A 16,305-nucleotide genomic window follows, 5' to 3' on the forward strand; every position below is an offset into this window, starting at 1 on the left:
CCGGTCATCCCGGAGCGAGGTCAGGCCGCTCGCTCCACCTCGGCGTCCGTCGTCGCCATGGCGAACAGCTCCTCGGCCAGGACGTCCGGATGCACCCGCTGCACCGCGCCGGGCTCGACCGAGGCGAAATGGCCGGAGTCGAACAGCTTTTGGGCCGCGCTGTGTTCGATCAGCCGAGTGATCAACAGTGCCCCGACGCGGACGCCCCGAGGACGAACCTGCTGGTCGATCGCGTGCAGATAGTTCAGCATGGCCGATTGCGGGACGCTGGAGCTGGCCAGCGCCGCGGCGGGCTCGCGGACCGCACCGCCCTGGGCGATGAGTATCGCGCCGGTTCCGCGCCCGATCATCGGCGGTAGCAGGGCATGCGTGATCCGCACGGGGGTGGTCAAATTGATCGGCAGCCAGCTGCGCAGGGTGTCCGCATCGAGCGACAGCGCGTCGACCGGCAGCCTGCTGACATCGCCGGGGCTGTAGACGACCACATCCGGAACACCGTGTACCGCCTGTAGTTCGGTCAGCGCGCGGTCGATGTGGTCGTCCGCGGTGAGATCGGCGAGCAGTGCATCCGCCTCGATCCGTTCCGCTGTCAGTCGCGTGCGCAGTCGTTCGAGGGTGTCGGCATTGCGCGCGATCAGCGACACCGAGTAGCCCGCGCGGCCGAAGCGCAGCGCGGCCGACAAGCCGAGCGCCGGACCCGCGCCGAACACAGCCAGATGGGGCATGACCAGACCTCCCTAAGTCGAGTATCCGCTCAATTTTGAGCGCCCCCTCAAGTTAGTGGAAGTCGAGTGGGTGTTCAACTTGTTAGGCTGAGTTCATGGTGGAGAAGATCGCCGAGAACGCCGCAAGACGGCCTCGCCGCCGCGATGCCCGCGACAACCGGGACCGGATCGCCGCCGCTGCCCGACGCCGATTCGAGGCGGAAGGCCTGGAAGCCTCGCTCAATCAGATCGCCCGCGACGCCGGGGTCAGTATCGGCACCCTGTACAACCACTTCCCCACTCGCGAGGCCCTGATCGCCGATGCGCTGCTGGATTCGGTGCTCGAGTCCGGACGCAGCGCCGAAGCCGCGTTGCAGGCGGCCGATCCGTGGACGGGACTGGTCGAGCATCTGACGCGGCTGGCCGAGTGGCAGGCGAACGACCGGGGGTTCACCGATATCTGCGTCTATTCGCTGCCCGCGGACAGCCCGATAGAGGTCGCGAAACAGCGGGGCCACGACCTGTTCCGCCGGATGGTCGCCCGCGCCCAGCAGGCCGGACAGCTCCGCGCCGACATCACCGAGGCCGATCTCGGCCTGCTGCTGTGGTCGGTGGTCCGCGCCACCGAGGGCGTGCGCGATGTGGCGCCCGAGGCCTGGCGTCGGCATCTGGCGGTGCTGCTCGACGGAATGCGCGCCGAGTCGGCGCATCCGCTCCCCGGTGAATCGTTGACCCAAGAAACGGTGCGGACGGCCATGACCCTCAGCTGAACGGTTACGCGAAGGAAGGCCATCGGACGAAGGAAGGCCGTGGGGGTTCGAAAAGCCCCGAATACGAGCAGTCCCCGGTAGTCTCCATCGATTCCTGAACCTCAGTCGTCGCTGACGGTCCGGTACTCGACTGGCTTGCCGGGGGCCTGGCCGGATCCTGGAAAAAGTCTTGTTCATCGGCTGACGTCTCATCCGATTACGCAACTGCTCTCCGGTATTCCGGTGTATTTACAGTGTCCTCCTGATTCGCGCGCAGTCAAGACCCGGAGCGGCCGAAATTTCGCCGTCTTCGCTGCTCAGGAACCGCGCGGAGCTACAACTTGGCCAGCACCTTCTGGACGGTCAGCCAGGTGCGGGTGGTGATGTCCTTGCCGTAGACCGTCTCCAGCCAGGCCATGTGGTTGGGCGTCGACGAGTCGGTGTTGTCGATGACCGCCAGCAGTGCCGCAGCAGCTCGGTCGTAGCGCACGATCCGCACCGCGGACTCCGGGACGGCCGGCGGATCGGGTGGGGCGAGCCGGGCCCGCTCCTTCACGAACGTCACGGTGAGATAGGTGCCGCGGGCATGGGTGAGTCCGGGGAACGGATCCGAATCGACCAGCGCCCGCAGCTCCTCCCGGCTGCGGATGATGGTGCCGCCGCCGATACCGAGTTCGGCCTGCAGCGCGGCCTGGATCTGCGATTCCATTGCGGCCGTATCGGTTTCGGTGCTGCCGAAGACGATGTTCCCGCTGGCCAGCACCGACCCCACATCCTCGAAGCCGAGGCCCTCGAACACCGCCCGCAACTTCTCGTTGCGCATATTCGGGTTACTGGGCATGATCCCCCGCAACCACGCCGCGTACCGGTTCATGCGCCGAAGGCTACCGGCCGGCACCGACAATGCGGCGGCCGCACATCTGCCGGCAACGGATCACTCCGGACCCGCCCCGACCCCCGCCTTCTTGCGTTCGATATCGGCCAGCGCGGCGGCGTGACGGGCCCGCTCCTCGGCGGCGTCGTCCCAGGCCTTCTTCCGGTTCTTGACCACCCGGGCCGGGGCGCCGACGGCGATGCTGTAGTCCGGGATCTCCCCCTTCACCACGGCATGGGCGCCGAGCACGCAGCCGCGGCCCACCCGGGTTTCGCGCAGCACGGTCACCTTGGCCGCGATCCAGGTGTCGGGACCGATCCGGACCGGGCTCTTCACGATGCCCTGGTCCTTGATCGGCATCGTCACATCGTCCATGCGGTGGTCGAAGTCGCAGATGTAGCACCAGTCGGCGACCAGGGTGGACTCACCGATCTCGATGTCGAGGTAGGTGTTGACGACGTTGTCCTTGCCGAAGACGACCTTGTCACCGATCCGCAGCGAACCCTCGTGGCAGCGCAGGGCGTTACCGTCGCCGATGTGCACCCACTTGCCGATCTCCATCCGGCCCAGTTCGGGGGTGGCATGGATTTCGACGTTGCGACCGAGAAAGACCATGCCGCGCAGCACGATATGCGGATTGGCCATCCGGAACTTGAACAACCGGTAGTACCGCACCAGGTACCACGGCGTGTACGCGCGGTTGGCGAGCACCCAGCGCAGCGACGCCATCGTCAGAAATCGCGCCTGCTCCGGATCCCGGCGGCGTGACCCCCGCCAACGCGAACGCAACGGTGCGCCCCACATGCTCGTCACGGGTCTGCTCCCTTTCCTTCCGGCGACGGATACCTCGTGGTCACCCGATCGAAGTACCAGGGTACTTTCGTATCGCGGGCGCGCGACTCCGCCCCGGATATTCGCGCCGCGACACTCGCGGGCCGCTCGGCGGCCGGTTCCGGCGCCGCATCTTCTCACCCAGCACGCTGCGACGGTGGTGAATGTTCTAGTCTCGTGCAGGCCCGTTACGAACAGATGGGAGTCCAGCAGGTGCGAAGCGGCAGCCGGCGACCCGAGCGCAGCGAGCACGACCGCGGCGGACACCACCCGACGTCCTTGCGCCGCTCGGCAATTCGAGCGGGCGCACCGAAGCGCGCCGTCGCCGCGCTGGGCGCCGTCGGCATGCTGGCGCTGACCGGGTGCGGCAGCACCACGATCGACGACATCAAGGTGGGTCCCGGAAAAGGCTGGCAGTCGGCCTTCCACGATGCTCGCAACAGCGGATCGAGTCCTGTCGACGGCTCCCGCCGGCTGCGTCTCAGCTGGTCCCGGCCCATCGGTGGGCCGCTGGCCAACGCGACCACGATCGGCCCGGACGGGCAGTTGTTCGTCACCTCACGGACCACCACCGACTGTGTCGGCAAACCGGGCACCACCGGCATCATCTTCTCCTTCCAGATGCCGACCGGCCGCAAGCGGTTCTGCAATGCGCTCGGACCGGACGCCATCGCCGCGGCCTCGGCGGTCGACGGCGCGAGCAATGTCTACGTCGGCGACGACGGAGCGGTCTTCGCATTCAACGCGCTGGGCCAGCCGCGCTGGCGCACACCCGTTGCGGGCGTTCCCGTTTCGGTGCAGTTCACCAGCGACGGCACGGTGCTGTCGGTATCGCAATCCGGTCAGGTCGACATCCTGGATCGGCAGACCGGCGACCGCGAGGTGTCGACCTATCAGGTGCTGGGCGATCCGGACTTCCTCGCCCATCCGAACGTGCCGCGACCGCCGGACGGGCAGGGTATCGACGACTGCGCGATCGGCGGCCCGCAGTGCCCGGTGGCGAATGTGTCGGCGCTCGACCGGGATTCGGGGCGGTTCTATCTGACGGCCTGGCGCCCCGGCGCCCCCGCGGCCTCGCTGGTGGCGCTGCACTACGCCGATCGCAAGGTCGTCCAGGACTGGAGCGTGGACATCCTGACCGACGGCAGCGCGACCAGTCCGACCCTGTCCGCGGACGGAAAGACGCTGTACGTCGGCGACAACAGCGGGCGCCTGCTCGCCGTCGACACCGCCGACGGTCGCACCAAATGGACCCAGCCGCTGGGTTTCACCCCGCGCGGCGGCATCTCCGAACTGGACGGGCTGCTCGTTCCCGGCGGGGACGACGGGCATCTGACGGCCCTGCGCGACAAGGGCGACAGCGTCGAGATCGCCTGGGAGCGCAAGGACCTGACGCTGCGCGGCCGTCCCGTCCAGACCGCCGGCGGCACCGGCTACGTGGTGGTGCCGATGGGCGAGGCGCTCACTCTGCTCACCTTCGAGACCGAGACCGGTAAGACGATCGCCTCGGCGGCGCTGCCGGGCGCCCAGGGCACCACAGTCTCGACGACCATCGGACCCGACGGTGAAGTGGTGGTGGCGACCCGCATCGGCGAACTGTTCGCCTTCGAGCCGGAACACTAGCTCGGCCGGCTCAGCGAGCGGCCGGCGTTTCGCACACGAATGCCGTTGCGGTCCGGCCGATTCGTGTGAGGACCACGGTGTGGGGAGTGTCGCCGCGTGGTTTGATCCGCCGCCGGAGCGCGTCCGGGTCGATGTCGACGCCGCGGATCAGGATTTCCAGCGGACCGCAGTGGCGGCGGTGCAGTTCGGCGCGCAACGCCTTCTCCCGGAACTCGAGCCGCTCGAGAACGCGGAATCCGCGCACGCCCGCGGGCACCGCATCGCCGGTGAGATAGGCGATCCTCGGATCGAGCTGCCACAGACCGTATTTCGCGGCGTAGTGGCGGACCAGCCCGGCGCGGACGACCGCGCCGTCGGGGTCGACGATCCATTCGCCCGGTGAGCGTTCCGGAATCTCGTCCGGCTCGGTGTCGGTGAGCGTCCAGAATGTACCGTCGCCGGACAACACCGTCGCCCGCCGGCGCACCCCGCCATCGGTGAGGCCGGACGACCAGAGGCAGGCTTCCCGCACCGCACCGTCGAGGGAGATCACCTCGACCTCGCCGTCCCAGGACAGCCCCTCGTAACCGTCGGGCCCCCGCCCGGCGCGCTCGGAGAGCGGGTGGGTGCCGGGCCGCCGGGGCGCGAAACGGTCGAAATCCAGTCCGGGAGCGCATTTCACGACCAGATCACGGTCGCGATAGGCGGCCAGCAGCGGCGCGAGCGGCGGCTGCAACCGAGCCGGATCGTGGGTGCGGCGCCCGCCCGCCCGGCGCGCGGGATCGGCGAGCACGACGGTGTCGCGGCTGCACGGCCGCAGCGCGTCGGCCCGGACCAGTGCGACATTCGGCGCATCCGCCAGATTGTGCGCGGCCATCGCCAACCGCAGCCGGTCCAGATCGCTGCCGAGTACCACCGGGCATTCCCGATGCAGCGCGGCCAGTTCCGCGCCGATCGAACAGGTGACATCGTGCACCGGCCGGCCCGCCAAGCGCCGGGCCCGATACCGGGCGACCACAGTCGGGGTCGCCTGCTGCAGGGCATCGTCGGTGAGCAGCCAGTGCGCCGCATCGGCGAGTTTGGTCTCCGCCCGCCGCCGCAACTGCACGGTCTCGACCACCGCGGCCGTGTGGTCGCCGCACTCGCGGCGCAGGACGTCGAGGTCGCGCAGCAGCGTCGCGGGCGTCAACGGCCGCGACGCTGCCGCCGCCAGCGCATCCCGGCCCGTCGGGGTCGTCAGATAGTCGATATCCCGCGCGCTGAACTCGTACCCCATCAGCGCGGCTCCGGTCGGTGCCGCGGCGACGACGCGCGCACCGCCCGGCATCCGTCGACATGGCCCGCAACGTTACGCGGCGGGACTGCGGCGCCGGGCGGCGCGGAATCCGGCCGGACCTTCGTGGCGATCCGCGGCGGACCGGCGAGAGCGGCCCGCACGCGAAACGGCCGGCCGCGCACTACTTTCCGGCGCCCGGCTTCACACCGGTGATCATGGCGTTGTAGAAGAACTGCCGCGGCACCACGTGGCGCAACACCTTCTCGTCGAGCTTGCTCAGCCCCAGCCACGCCTTGTACTGCGCCATCCGATAGCGCCAGGTGAGTTTCTCGTCCGGCACCGCGGCCTCGAAGGTGCGCACCGGCCAGCCCCACAGCGCGGCCGCGAACTCCTCGGTCTCGGCGTGCACCTGCACCGCACCGGCCCGGCGGGCGATGTCCTCGAGGTCGGAGGGATCGAAGGTGTGCAGGTCGACGACCGCTTCCAGGGCCGCGGCCCGCGACGACTCGTCCAGTTCGGCCTGCGGGCGCCGCCAGTCGGACAGGAACGGCAGCTTGGTCACCTCGGTGGTGACCTTCCAGGTGATCTGGCCCAGTTTGCGGGCGTAGAAGTTGCCGATGGTGGTCGGCTCACCGGCGAAGACGAAACGGCCGCCCGGCTTCAGCACCCGCAGGCATTCCCGCAACGCCTGCTCGACATCCGGAATGTGGTGCAGCACAGCATGTCCCACGACCAGGTCGAAGGTGTTGTCCTCGTAGGGGATGGTCTCGGCGTCGGCGACCCGGCCGTCGACATCCAGCCCCAGGTTCTGCGCGTTGCGGGTCGCGACCTTGACCATGCCCGGCGAAAGATCGGTCACCGAACCGGATTTCGCCACCCCGGCCTGCATCAGGTTCAACAGGAAGAAGCCGGTGCCGCACCCGAGTTCGAGGGCCCGCTCGTACGGCAGCGGCGCATTCGGGGCGACGGCGTCGAAGCGGCCGCGCGCGTACTCGATGCAGCGCTCGTCGTAGGAGATGGACCATTTGTCGTCGTAGGTCTCGGCCTCCCAGTCGTGGTAGAGGACCTGCGCGAGCTTGTTGTCGGTGAGCGCGGCCTGGACCTCGGCCTCGGTGGCGTGCGGGTTCGGCGCGGGGTCGTCAAGACGTGCGGTCATGGTGGCACAGCGTATCGAGTGATCACGCGGAGTGGGTCAGCGGCCCAGGAATTCCGCGGCACCCGGACCCGACGCCGAATAGGAACGTGTTCCTATGCTGCGGTCTTCCGTCTCGAACAGGGCCGCCCACTCGGTTCGGGCGCGGTCCAGGCCGTGCGGACCGGCCTCGAAAACGCGTTTCGCGGCGGCGAGCGCACGGGCCGGGCCGCTGTTGAATTGCCGGGCCCAGCGCAGCGCGGCCGCGAAGACGTCGTCGGGGGCGACCACCTCGTCGACCAGGCCGATCGCGGCGGCCTCCTCGGCATCGACGTAGCGGCCGGTGCACACCAGATCCTCGGCCGGGGCGCGGCCGACGAGCAGCACCAGCCGGCGAATGCCCGCCACCGGAATCAGACCGGTCCGGATCTGGGGCAGGCCGAGCTTGACGTTGTCGCCGATCAACCGGCGGTCGGCGCCCAGCGCGAGCTCGAGGCCCGCGCCGACCGCATACCCGGTGATCGCGGCGATGGTCGGCTGCGGAATTCGGGCCAGGCAGCCCAGCGCCCGTTGCAGATCCGGGGCGATGGCGCCGGCCTGTTCCGCCGTCCACTCCGCGAGTTCGGCCACATCGTCGCCCGCGCTGAAGATTCGCTCGTCGCCGTAGACGATCACCGCCCGCACGTCGCCGTCCCCGGCGAGATCCGCCGCGGCCGCCGACAGCTCCAGAGCCAGTTGCAGGTTGATCAGATTCAGCGGCGGCCGTGCGAAACGCAGTACGGCGATACCCGCCTCGACACGGTCCACGGTCACGAATTCGGCCACCGCGCGAGCCTACTGTGCGGGGCGGGAGCGACCGACGATCGGCATCCGGTCGCGCTCGCACACCGCCCAGGACCACGAGCCGAACCGACGACCGCCGAGCGGCGCCGAGGCCACCACCGCGACCCGGAGGATCGTCGAGGCCGGGCAGGCGGGCAACCCGCTCACTCTCGCTTCGAGCCCTGCAACCGGGACGCGTCCGGCATATCGGCGAAATAGCGAGTGTTGTTCGGGAACTGCAGCATCGGCTTCCCGTCGACCGGCTCGAAGACCGGCATGATCGGCGCGATCGACCGTTCGGCCGCGAGAATATCCGCGGTGGAGGCGAATTCGGCGATCGAGCTCAGTTGCGTCCAGGTCGGCGGCAACAGGACGTCCGCACCCGCACGCCAGCGATCCAACGCCTGTGCCGGGGTTCGCCATGCCACCTCGTGCGCCTCGGTGGTGGCCCCGTCGGCGCGCTGCCCCTCGGGCAGGACCGCGACGAAGAAGTAGGTGTCGTAGCGCCGCGGCTCCACCACCGGCGTGATCCAGTTGTCCCACGGCCGCAACAGGTCGGCGCGCAGCACCAGATTCGCACTCGCCAGGAAGTCGCCCAGCGACAATTCGCGGCGCTCGAGCTTCTCCCGCGCGGCGCGGTAGGCCACGGTGTCCGAGACGACGGTGTCGGCGGTCGGCCCCGCCAGCAGGACACCGCATTCCTCGAACGTCTCCCGCACCGCGGCGCACACCAGCGCCTGCGCGCGAGCGCGGTCGACTCCGAAACGCCGGCCCCACCAGCTCGGGTCCGGACCGGCCCAGGCGATCTCCGCATCCGCGTCGGAGGGATCGACTCCACCGCCGGGGAAGACCGTCATCCCCGCCGCGAAGGCCATCGCCTTGACCCGTCGCTGCAGAAAGACCTCCGGACCGGAGGCGCCGTCCCGGACGAGGACCACGGTCGAGGCGTCCTTCGGCGCGGCCGGCTCGGTTTCCGACACAGTTTCACTCACCATCGCACCCTAACGCTCGCTTGGTTCCGATCGGCAGCAGGTCCCTCGACCGGCATCCGGGGAGCCCGGCTCAGGCACGATGGCGACCGAAACGCTGTGCGCGCCGGGCGAAATAGCGACCGTCGATCCGATCGAGGGCGATCGACTGCCGGAACGCCTCGCTGAGATTCTCCGCGGTCAGCACATCCGACAGCAGCCCCTGGGCGACCACATCGCCCTCGTTGAGCAGCAACGCATGGGTGAAGCCGGGCGGAATCTCCTCAACGTGGTGGGTGACCAGCACCGTCGCGGGCGCATCGGGATCGGCGGCCAGATCACCGAGCTGCTCGACCAGTTCCTCACGACCGCCCAGATCCAGTCCGGCGGCCGGCTCGTCGAGCAGCAACAGCTCCGGATCGGTCATCAGCGCGCGGGCGATGAGCACCCGTTTGCGCTCACCCTCGGACAGCGTGCCGTAGGAGCGATCGGAAAGATGTTCCGCACCCAGGCTTTCCAGAATGTCCACCGCGCGGTCGGTATCGATCTCGTCGTACCTCTCGCGCCAGCGGCCCATCACGCCATATCCGGCCGAGACCACCAGATCGGAGACCTTCTCGTCGAGCGGGATCCGGCTGGCCACCGCCGCCGAGGACAGACCGATGCGCGGACGCAATTCGCTGATATCGGTTTTGCCGAGCACCTCGCCCAGCAGGACCGCCGAGCCCGAGCTGGGATACAGCTCGGCGGCGGCCATCCGCAGCAGCGAGGTCTTACCGGCGCCGTTGGGGCCGAGTACGACCCAGCGTTCGTCGAGTTCCACCTGCCAGGTGACGGGGCCCACCAGGGTGTGGCCCGACCGCCGGACGGTCACCTCGTTGAAATCGATGAGCAGATCGGGATCCGGTTGCGGCACGAGCTCCATCTTTGCCGACGCGCTCGAACCGTTGCCAACGTGGTCGGTGTGCACGGTATCCGTCATAGTCGGCCACATCCGCCCGCACGATCCGAATCGGCCATTGCCACAGTGAGATTCCGCACGTTTGAGCACCCTACGGCGCTCGACACACCACGGCGCGCCGAGCCCGCAGCCGACAGCGCGTCGGCTGCCGACCTCGCGTTCGCCGAGGGGTCGTGCGCCGCTGGTTACCGCTCGCCGAGTGCCACGGTCAACTCGGGCGCCACCGCGATCACCGTCATCGAGCCCGGCGCGACTTCGGTGAATCCGGCATCCCGGACGGCGGCGATCGTCTCCGGCCCACCGTGACCCGTCGCTCGCGCACACAGTTCGGCCCAGCCGTGCCGATCGGCATCGCGGACCGCACAGCGGAATCCGCGCTGCGCCCAGGCGAAAGCCTGCTCGACCGGCAGCGCACCGGCGAGCAGCATGCTCGCGTGGCCGACCTGTGCGGCGGCCTTGCCGACCGTCATGCCCAGGGCCGAATTCACCCACAGCACAGGCAGTTCCGGATCGACAGGCCCGGGCTCGTCGTGTTCCAGATCGGTGCCACCGATCTGGAGTTTTCGGATCCGCGGATCGACCTCGCCGACCGGGCCGGGCACCAGGGCACGGGCCTGCGCACCGTCCACCTCGATCGTGACGCCGTCGACGTCGTTGGCCGCCAGCCATTGCGCGCCGCGGGCCCGCCGCGCCACCTTCCGGATACGCGAGCGCTTCCAGGCGAGATAGCGCGCTTCCCACTCCCCGCCCGGACCGACGCGCGGATCGAGGCAGAGCGCGACGGCCGCCGCGGCCGCCGCCTCCAGGACGGCACTGCGCACCGGCGGTCCGGCCTTCGGGATGTGCAGCACCATCTGCATGGCCTGCACCTGTGCCGGATCGTCGGGATCACCGGTGCCGCCGTAGCCGAGCGCCAGTTCCGCATGCCGGGCCCGGAAAGCCGAATCCAGCCGCGGCGGTGCGGTGGCGGCCGTTGGGTCGGTACTCGCCACGGCACCGGGCGTTTCCGGACCCGGTGACCGCTCGGTCCGGGGTGTCGCGGTGTCGGTCTCGCGTTCTGTCATCGTCATCTCCGGATCGTGCTCGCCCGATCGCCACCCGGCCGCCGCCCGCGACCGGTGCCGACCGGCTCGGATGCGGTACGGCGACCCGGGGCCGACCGGCGCCGTCTCAGCTCAGCGGCACTCGACGCAGCAAACCGTCGCGGGCGTCCGCCGCCTCGACCTCGTCGCGGGTGACGCCCAGAATGAACAGCACGGCGTCGAGGAACGGGTGCGACAGGGCCGTGTCGGCGACCTCACGCAGCGCGGGCTTGGCCTGGAAGGCGATACCCAGGCCGGCGGCGTTGAGCATATCGATGTCGTTGGCGCCGTCGCCGACGGCGACGGTCTGTTCCATCGGCACCCCGGCCTCGGCCGCGAAACGCCGCAGCGCCACCGCTTTTCCGGGCCGGTCGACGATTTCGCCGATCACCTTGCCGGTCAGTTTGCCGTCGACCACCTCGAGGGTGTTGGCGTGCACGAAATCCAATTCCAGCTCGTGCGCCAGCGGTTCGATGACCTGGCGGAAACCGCCGGACACGACACCGCAGCGGAACCCGAGCCGGCGCAGGGTGCGGATCGTGGTCCGCGCACCCGGCGTGAGCTCGATCCGTTCGGCGACCTGATCGATCACGGTCTCGTCCAGTCCGGTGAGGGTCGCGACGCGCTGGCGCAGCGATTCGGAGAAGTCGATCTCGCCGCGCATGGCGGCCTCGGTGACCTTGCGGACCTCCTCCTCGACACCGGCGTGCGCGGCCAGCATCTCGATCACCTCCCCCTGAATGAGGGTGGAGTCGACATCGAAGACGATCAACCGCTTCGCCCGCCGGGCCAGACCCGCGCGCTCGACCGCGACATCGACGTTCTCCTTGCCGGCGACCTCGGCCAGCGCCGTGCGCAGCCGAGTCTCCGCGGCGTGCGGGTCCGCGCCGCCATCCGACCCGGCGGTCTCCTTGCCGGCGGACTCGGTCACGGTCGCCGGGGCGGTCACCATCAGTTCCAGACCGGTGACCGGGTAGTCGGCGATGCCGCGGATGGAGTCGATATTGACCTGCTGGGCGGCCAGCGTCCGGGCGATGGTGCTGAACGCGCGCGCGGTGACCGGACTGCCGAGCACGACCACCGCATGGGTCGACAGCGGCGCACCCGACACCGAATTGGCCCCGATCTCGACGTCGACCTCCATGCCGACGGTCGCCATCGCGTCCTCGAGCTGATCCTGCAACTCCTCGGGATCGCCCGGGCTGGTGATCAGCACGCCGAGGGTCAACCGGCCCCGGATCACGACCTGCTCCACGTCCAGCAGGCTCACTCCGTGCCGCGACAGCGCCGCCAGCAGCACCGAGGTCACGCCCGGCTTATCGGGCCCGGTGACCGTGATCAGCACCGTCGTCTCGATGGCGGTGCCACCGTCGGACTCGGACGTGCCCACGCGTAACTCCATTTCTCGTCACAGCTCGACTCGCGCCGACGATTCTCGATCCGGCGACCAGGGGCCATTCTCTCAGGTCGGGTCCGGTCATCGGCGCGCAGCGGTCGCTCGCGGCCGGCGACCGGGCCCACAACGCCGAACGCGGCGGCCGTCGCACTGGACGGCCGCCGCGCCGGGGTGTGGTCGGTACTAGCTCGGCACCTTCTCGAGCTCGGCCACGTGGTGGGACTTCGAACCCCAGCCGACGTGCGCCTCGGCCCGCATCCGCTCCACCATGTGCGGGTAGTGCAGCTCGAAGGCCGGGCGCTCGGACCGGATCCGCGGCAGCTCGTAGAAGTTGTGCCGCGGCGGCGGGCAGGTGGTCGCCCACTCCAGCGAGTTGCCGTAGCCCCACGGATCGTCGACGGTCACGACCTCGCCGTATCGGTAGCTCTTGAAGACGTTCCAGATGAACGGCAGCGTCGAGGCACCGAGGATGAAGGCACCGATCGTCGAGACGGTGTTCAGGGTGGTGAAACCGTCGGTGGGCAGGTAGTCGGCGTACCGACGCGGCATACCCTCGGCACCCAGCCAGTGCTGGACCAGGAAGGTGGTGTGGAAGCCGACCATGGTCGCCCAGAAGTGCCACTTCGCCAGACGCTCGTCCATCATGCGGCCGGTCATCTTCGGGAACCAGAAGTAGATACCCGCGAAGGTGGCGAACACGATGGTGCCGAAGAGCACGTAGTGGAAGTGCGCGACGACGAAGTAGGTGTCGGACACATGGAAGTCCAGCGGCGGGCTGGCCAGGATGACACCCGACAGACCACCGAACAGGAAGGTGACCAGGAAGCCGACCGAGAACAGCATCGGCGATTCGAAGGTCAGCTGGCCCTTCCACATGGTGCCGATCCAGTTGAAGAACTTCACACCGGTCGGAACCGCGATCAGGAAGGTCATGAACGAGAAGTACGGCAGCAGCACCGCGCCCGTGGCGTACATGTGGTGCGCCCACACCGCGATCGACAGGGCGGCGATACCGAGGGTCGCGTAGACCAGGGTGGTGTAACCGAAGATCGGCTTACGGCTGAAGACCGGGAAGATCTCGGACACGATGCCGAAGAACGGCAGCGCGATGATGTACACCTCGGGGTGGCCGAAGTACCAGAACAGGTGCTGGTAGAGCAGGGCGCCACCGGTGGCCGGGTCGTAGATGTGGCCGCCCAGGTGGCGGTCGTAGGCCAGCGCCATCAGCGCGGCGGTCAGCAGCGGGAAGGCCAGCAGCACCAGGACGCTGGTGACGGCGATGTTCCAGGTGAAGATCGGCATCCGGAACAGGGTCATACCCGGGCAGCGCAGGCAGACGACGGTGGTCAGCATGTTGACACCACCGAGGATGGTGCCCAGACCGGAGACGGCCAGACCCATGATCCACAGGTCGGCGCCGACACCCGGGGAGTGCACGATATCCGACAGCGGGGTGTAGGCGGTCCAGCCGAAGTCGGCGGCGCCACCGGGAGTGATGAAGCCCGCGGTCGCCATGGTCGCGCCGAACAGGTACAGCCAGTAGCTGAAGGCGTTCAGCCGCGGGAAGGCGACGTCGGGGGCACCGATCTGCAGCGGCAGCACGATGTTGGCGAAGCCGAACACGATCGCGGTCGCGTAGAACAGCAGCATGATCGTGCCGTGCATGGTGAACAGCTGGTTGAACTGTTCCGGCGACAGGAACTGCAGACCCGGACGAGCGAGCTCACCACGCATCAGCAACGCCATCAGGCCGCCGATCATGAAGAACGACATCGCGGTCACCAGGTACATCACACCGAGGACCTTCGGGTCCGTGGTGGTGACGGCCTTGTAGATGAACGAACCCTTCGGGCCCAGTCGTGCCGGATACGGCCGTGTCGCTTCCAGCTTGGGGACTGGCTGGGGCTCTACAGCAGTCACTGATCCTCCTGAAGGTGTGCCTTCTGCTCGTTTCGCACGCTCGTGCGTTCCGGCGCATGACGAAACGACGGTGGCTTGCGCTAGAGGCATCGTAAACCGTGGCCGTACCGGCGTCCGAACGGGTCCTACTCTGTGTCGTAATTCCCCGGCCGGGGCCGTGCCCTGCCCCGATCCGCCAGGGCGGGCGGCTCCGGTCGGTGGGCGCATGTACCCTACGCTGCATGCCGGTGAGCGAACGCGTCTCCACCCGAAACCTCAAGACCCGCAAGCGCACCTGCGCGCGCCGGCTGGCGCTCGGCGGCGCGGCGATCGGCGCGGTGGTCGCACTGGTCACCGGCTGCGGCACCGGGGGTGACGACGCGTCGAGTTCGATCGTCCGGACCACCACGAACATCGCCGGGGCGAGCGTGGTCGGCATCGAACGCGACACCAGCCGGGCCTGCGCCCTGCCCAGCGCCCCCGATCAGGCCTCGGGCACTCGCACGGTGGCGGGCGCCCAGGTACCGGCCGATCCGAAACGCATTGTCGTACTGGATACCGCGGCGCTGGACGCGGTGTGCGCGGTCGGACTGTGGGAGCGGGTGGTCGGGGCGACCACACTCACCGGACCGACGCCGCAACCGAACTATCTGGGCACCGGCGTACTGAAGATTCCGAGTGTCGGCGTCACGGGATCGGTGGACACGGCGAAAATCTCCGCGCTGCAACCGGATCTGATTCTCGGCAGCGCGGGTGACGGGGATCTCGCCGCGTTGCGCGGGGTGGCGCCGACCGTCCTGGTCGATCGTCACGACTGGGAGGACGATTTCACCGCCTACACCGACGCGCTCGGCCGCGGCGGCGCCGGGGCGAAAGCGCTCGCCGACTACCGTACCGATGCCCGCGAGACCGGCGCCTCGATTGCCGCCAACTTCTCGCAGGCGTCGGTGATCCGCTTCTCCGCCAAGGACATTCAGGTTCAGGGCAGCGACACCTTCGCCGGCCGGGTTCTCGCCGACGCCGGGGTGCAGCGCCCCGGCGCGCAACGCGAGGGCTCGTTCACGGTGGACAGCCTCGCCTCGCAGAACGATCGCGACAAGGTCGAGGGCGACATCATCTATCTGATGTTCGACGGCCCGGACGGTAAGAGCCACGGCGAATCGGTGATGCGTAGCGACGACTGGAAGAAGCTCGGCGCCATCGTCGACAAACGCAATTTCGCCGTCGAGGACGAGATCTGGCACGGCTCCGGGCTCACCGCGGCGCGGGCGATCCTCGACGATCTGCGTAAGACGTTGAACGGATACGTCACCGACTGAGTGCGGATCGAGTCGGACCGGGCGTCCGCGTTACCTCACTGTTCCTCGACCGACGACGACGTCCGGTTCTTCGGCGCCCGGCGTGGATCATCGCTCGCCGCGCGGGGACGTAGTGCGTACGCGGGCACCAATTGATCGGTGAGATGCAGCGGCGCCCGCCCGTCCGCATAACACACCGAGAAATTCACCCGACCCAGCCAATCCCCGCTGTACGCGGGGACCCAGTGCGTCAACGTCCCCGGCCGCTCCCCCGTCATATCCAGCCCCGCCCCGTTCACATGCCGCGGCGCACCCGGATCCCGAATCAGAATGGCATCCAACCGCACCCACACCGGTTTCGGCGGCTGCACCAGCACCCGGTAGTAGTAGCCCGTCTCGTTCGGATATTGCAGCTGCGGTTCGGTCCCCTCGGTCCGCGGAACATCTCCCGGAAGCCGTCGCGGCTCCCCGGCCGCCACCTTGTCCGCCGCCGTCTTCTCCGCCCGTGACACATCCCGACCGGAACTCGAACACATATTCGAATGATACCGAGCGGTCGGCACGACCGGCACCTACCCCCACCGCGCCGCAGCCGGAATCCGACCTCGGGCCGGCCTCGCCGGCACGACCGCCCCGGTCGACTACGCCGACCTGGCCGAACGGATTGCGCGAGTCACCGACACCCCCCCCGGTCCGTCCGGCATCGAATCG

General features: G+C 68.9%; 15 protein-coding genes. 3 read left to right on the forward strand and 12 right to left on the reverse strand.

Annotated elements, in window-relative coordinates; all coding sequences use genetic code 11:
- Positions 1-20 precede the first annotated feature (20 nt).
- A complete protein-coding gene (locus tag ON37_RS17915) occupies positions 21-725 on the reverse strand; it encodes an SDR family NAD(P)-dependent oxidoreductase (RefSeq protein ID WP_051031728.1) in 705 nt (234 codons plus the stop codon).
- A gap of 95 nt (positions 726-820) precedes the next feature.
- On the opposite strand from ON37_RS17915, the gene ON37_RS17920 reads away from it, so the two are divergent.
- Positions 821-1,474, forward strand: a complete 654-nt coding sequence (locus ON37_RS17920; protein WP_040720770.1) for a TetR/AcrR family transcriptional regulator — start codon at positions 821-823, stop codon at positions 1,472-1,474.
- 313 nt (positions 1,475-1,787) lie between these two features.
- Here the strand turns inward: ON37_RS17920 and ON37_RS17925 are convergent, their stop codons facing one another.
- Together ON37_RS17925 and ON37_RS17930 are read right to left on the reverse strand one after the other, a co-directional pair.
- A complete protein-coding gene (locus ON37_RS17925) occupies positions 1,788-2,327 on the reverse strand; it encodes a DUF1697 domain-containing protein (RefSeq protein ID WP_040720772.1) in 540 nt (179 codons plus the stop codon).
- Between the two features lie 60 nt (positions 2,328-2,387).
- Positions 2,388-3,131 carry an acyltransferase gene (locus ON37_RS17930; protein ID WP_174362120.1) on the reverse strand — a complete coding sequence of 248 codons (744 nt, stop codon included), beginning with the start codon at positions 3,129-3,131 and terminating at the stop codon, positions 2,388-2,390.
- Between the two features lie 204 nt (positions 3,132-3,335).
- On the opposite strand from ON37_RS17930, the gene ON37_RS17935 reads away from it, so the two are divergent.
- Positions 3,336-4,781 carry an outer membrane protein assembly factor BamB family protein gene (locus ON37_RS17935; RefSeq protein WP_245553248.1) on the forward strand — a complete coding sequence of 482 codons (1,446 nt, stop codon included), beginning with the start codon at positions 3,336-3,338 and terminating at the stop codon, positions 4,779-4,781.
- A 10-nt stretch (positions 4,782-4,791) separates the two neighbouring features.
- Here ON37_RS17935 and ON37_RS17940 read toward each other — a convergent pair whose 3' ends face one another.
- From ON37_RS17940 to ctaD, 8 genes are all read right to left on the reverse strand, one after another.
- Complete coding sequence (locus ON37_RS17940) at positions 4,792-6,036, reverse strand: THUMP-like domain-containing protein (protein ID WP_040720906.1); 1,245 nt, start codon at positions 6,034-6,036, stop codon at positions 4,792-4,794.
- Positions 6,037-6,217: 181 nt separating this feature from the next.
- Positions 6,218-7,192: a class I SAM-dependent methyltransferase gene (locus tag ON37_RS17945; protein WP_040720774.1), complete on the reverse strand. Its 975-nt coding sequence runs from the start codon at positions 7,190-7,192 to the stop codon at positions 6,218-6,220.
- 36 nt (positions 7,193-7,228) lie between these two features.
- On the reverse strand, positions 7,229-7,993 hold the full coding sequence (locus ON37_RS17950; RefSeq protein WP_040720775.1) for an enoyl-CoA hydratase-related protein: 765 nt from the start codon (positions 7,991-7,993) through the stop codon (positions 7,229-7,231).
- 161 nt (positions 7,994-8,154) lie between these two features.
- The gene (locus ON37_RS17955) at positions 8,155-8,985 is read right to left on the reverse strand and encodes an NUDIX hydrolase (protein ID WP_040720776.1); all 831 of its coding nucleotides are present in this window, start codon (positions 8,983-8,985) and stop codon (positions 8,155-8,157) included.
- Positions 8,986-9,052: 67 nt separating this feature from the next.
- Entirely contained in the window at positions 9,053-9,883 is an 831-nt protein-coding gene (locus tag ON37_RS17960) for an ABC transporter ATP-binding protein (RefSeq protein ID WP_040720907.1), read from the reverse strand.
- A 221-nt stretch (positions 9,884-10,104) separates the two neighbouring features.
- The gene (locus tag ON37_RS17965; RefSeq protein ID WP_083893098.1) at positions 10,105-10,983 is read right to left on the reverse strand and encodes an aminoacyl-tRNA hydrolase; all 879 of its coding nucleotides are present in this window, start codon (positions 10,981-10,983) and stop codon (positions 10,105-10,107) included.
- Positions 10,984-11,089: 106 nt separating this feature from the next.
- Complete coding sequence (gene serB, locus ON37_RS17970) at positions 11,090-12,391, reverse strand: phosphoserine phosphatase SerB (RefSeq protein ID WP_245553250.1); 1,302 nt, start codon at positions 12,389-12,391, stop codon at positions 11,090-11,092.
- A gap of 189 nt (positions 12,392-12,580) precedes the next feature.
- A complete protein-coding gene (ctaD, locus tag ON37_RS17975) occupies positions 12,581-14,317 on the reverse strand; it encodes an aa3-type cytochrome oxidase subunit I (RefSeq protein WP_040720778.1) in 1,737 nt (578 codons plus the stop codon).
- A 221-nt stretch (positions 14,318-14,538) separates the two neighbouring features.
- Between ctaD and ON37_RS17980 the strand changes: the two genes are divergently transcribed.
- The gene (locus ON37_RS17980) at positions 14,539-15,615 is read left to right on the forward strand and encodes an ABC transporter substrate-binding protein (RefSeq protein ID WP_051031730.1); all 1,077 of its coding nucleotides are present in this window, start codon (positions 14,539-14,541) and stop codon (positions 15,613-15,615) included.
- Positions 15,616-15,650: 35 nt separating this feature from the next.
- Here the strand turns inward: ON37_RS17980 and ON37_RS17985 are convergent, their stop codons facing one another.
- The gene (locus ON37_RS17985) at positions 15,651-16,130 is read right to left on the reverse strand and encodes a hypothetical protein (protein WP_174362115.1); all 480 of its coding nucleotides are present in this window, start codon (positions 16,128-16,130) and stop codon (positions 15,651-15,653) included.
- Between the last annotated feature and the right edge of the window lie 175 nt (positions 16,131-16,305).

Origin of the sequence: Nocardia veterana NBRC 100344, assembly GCF_000308855.1 — a bacterium.
In the GTDB taxonomy this organism is placed as follows: domain Bacteria; phylum Actinomycetota; class Actinomycetes; order Mycobacteriales; family Mycobacteriaceae; genus Nocardia; species Nocardia veterana.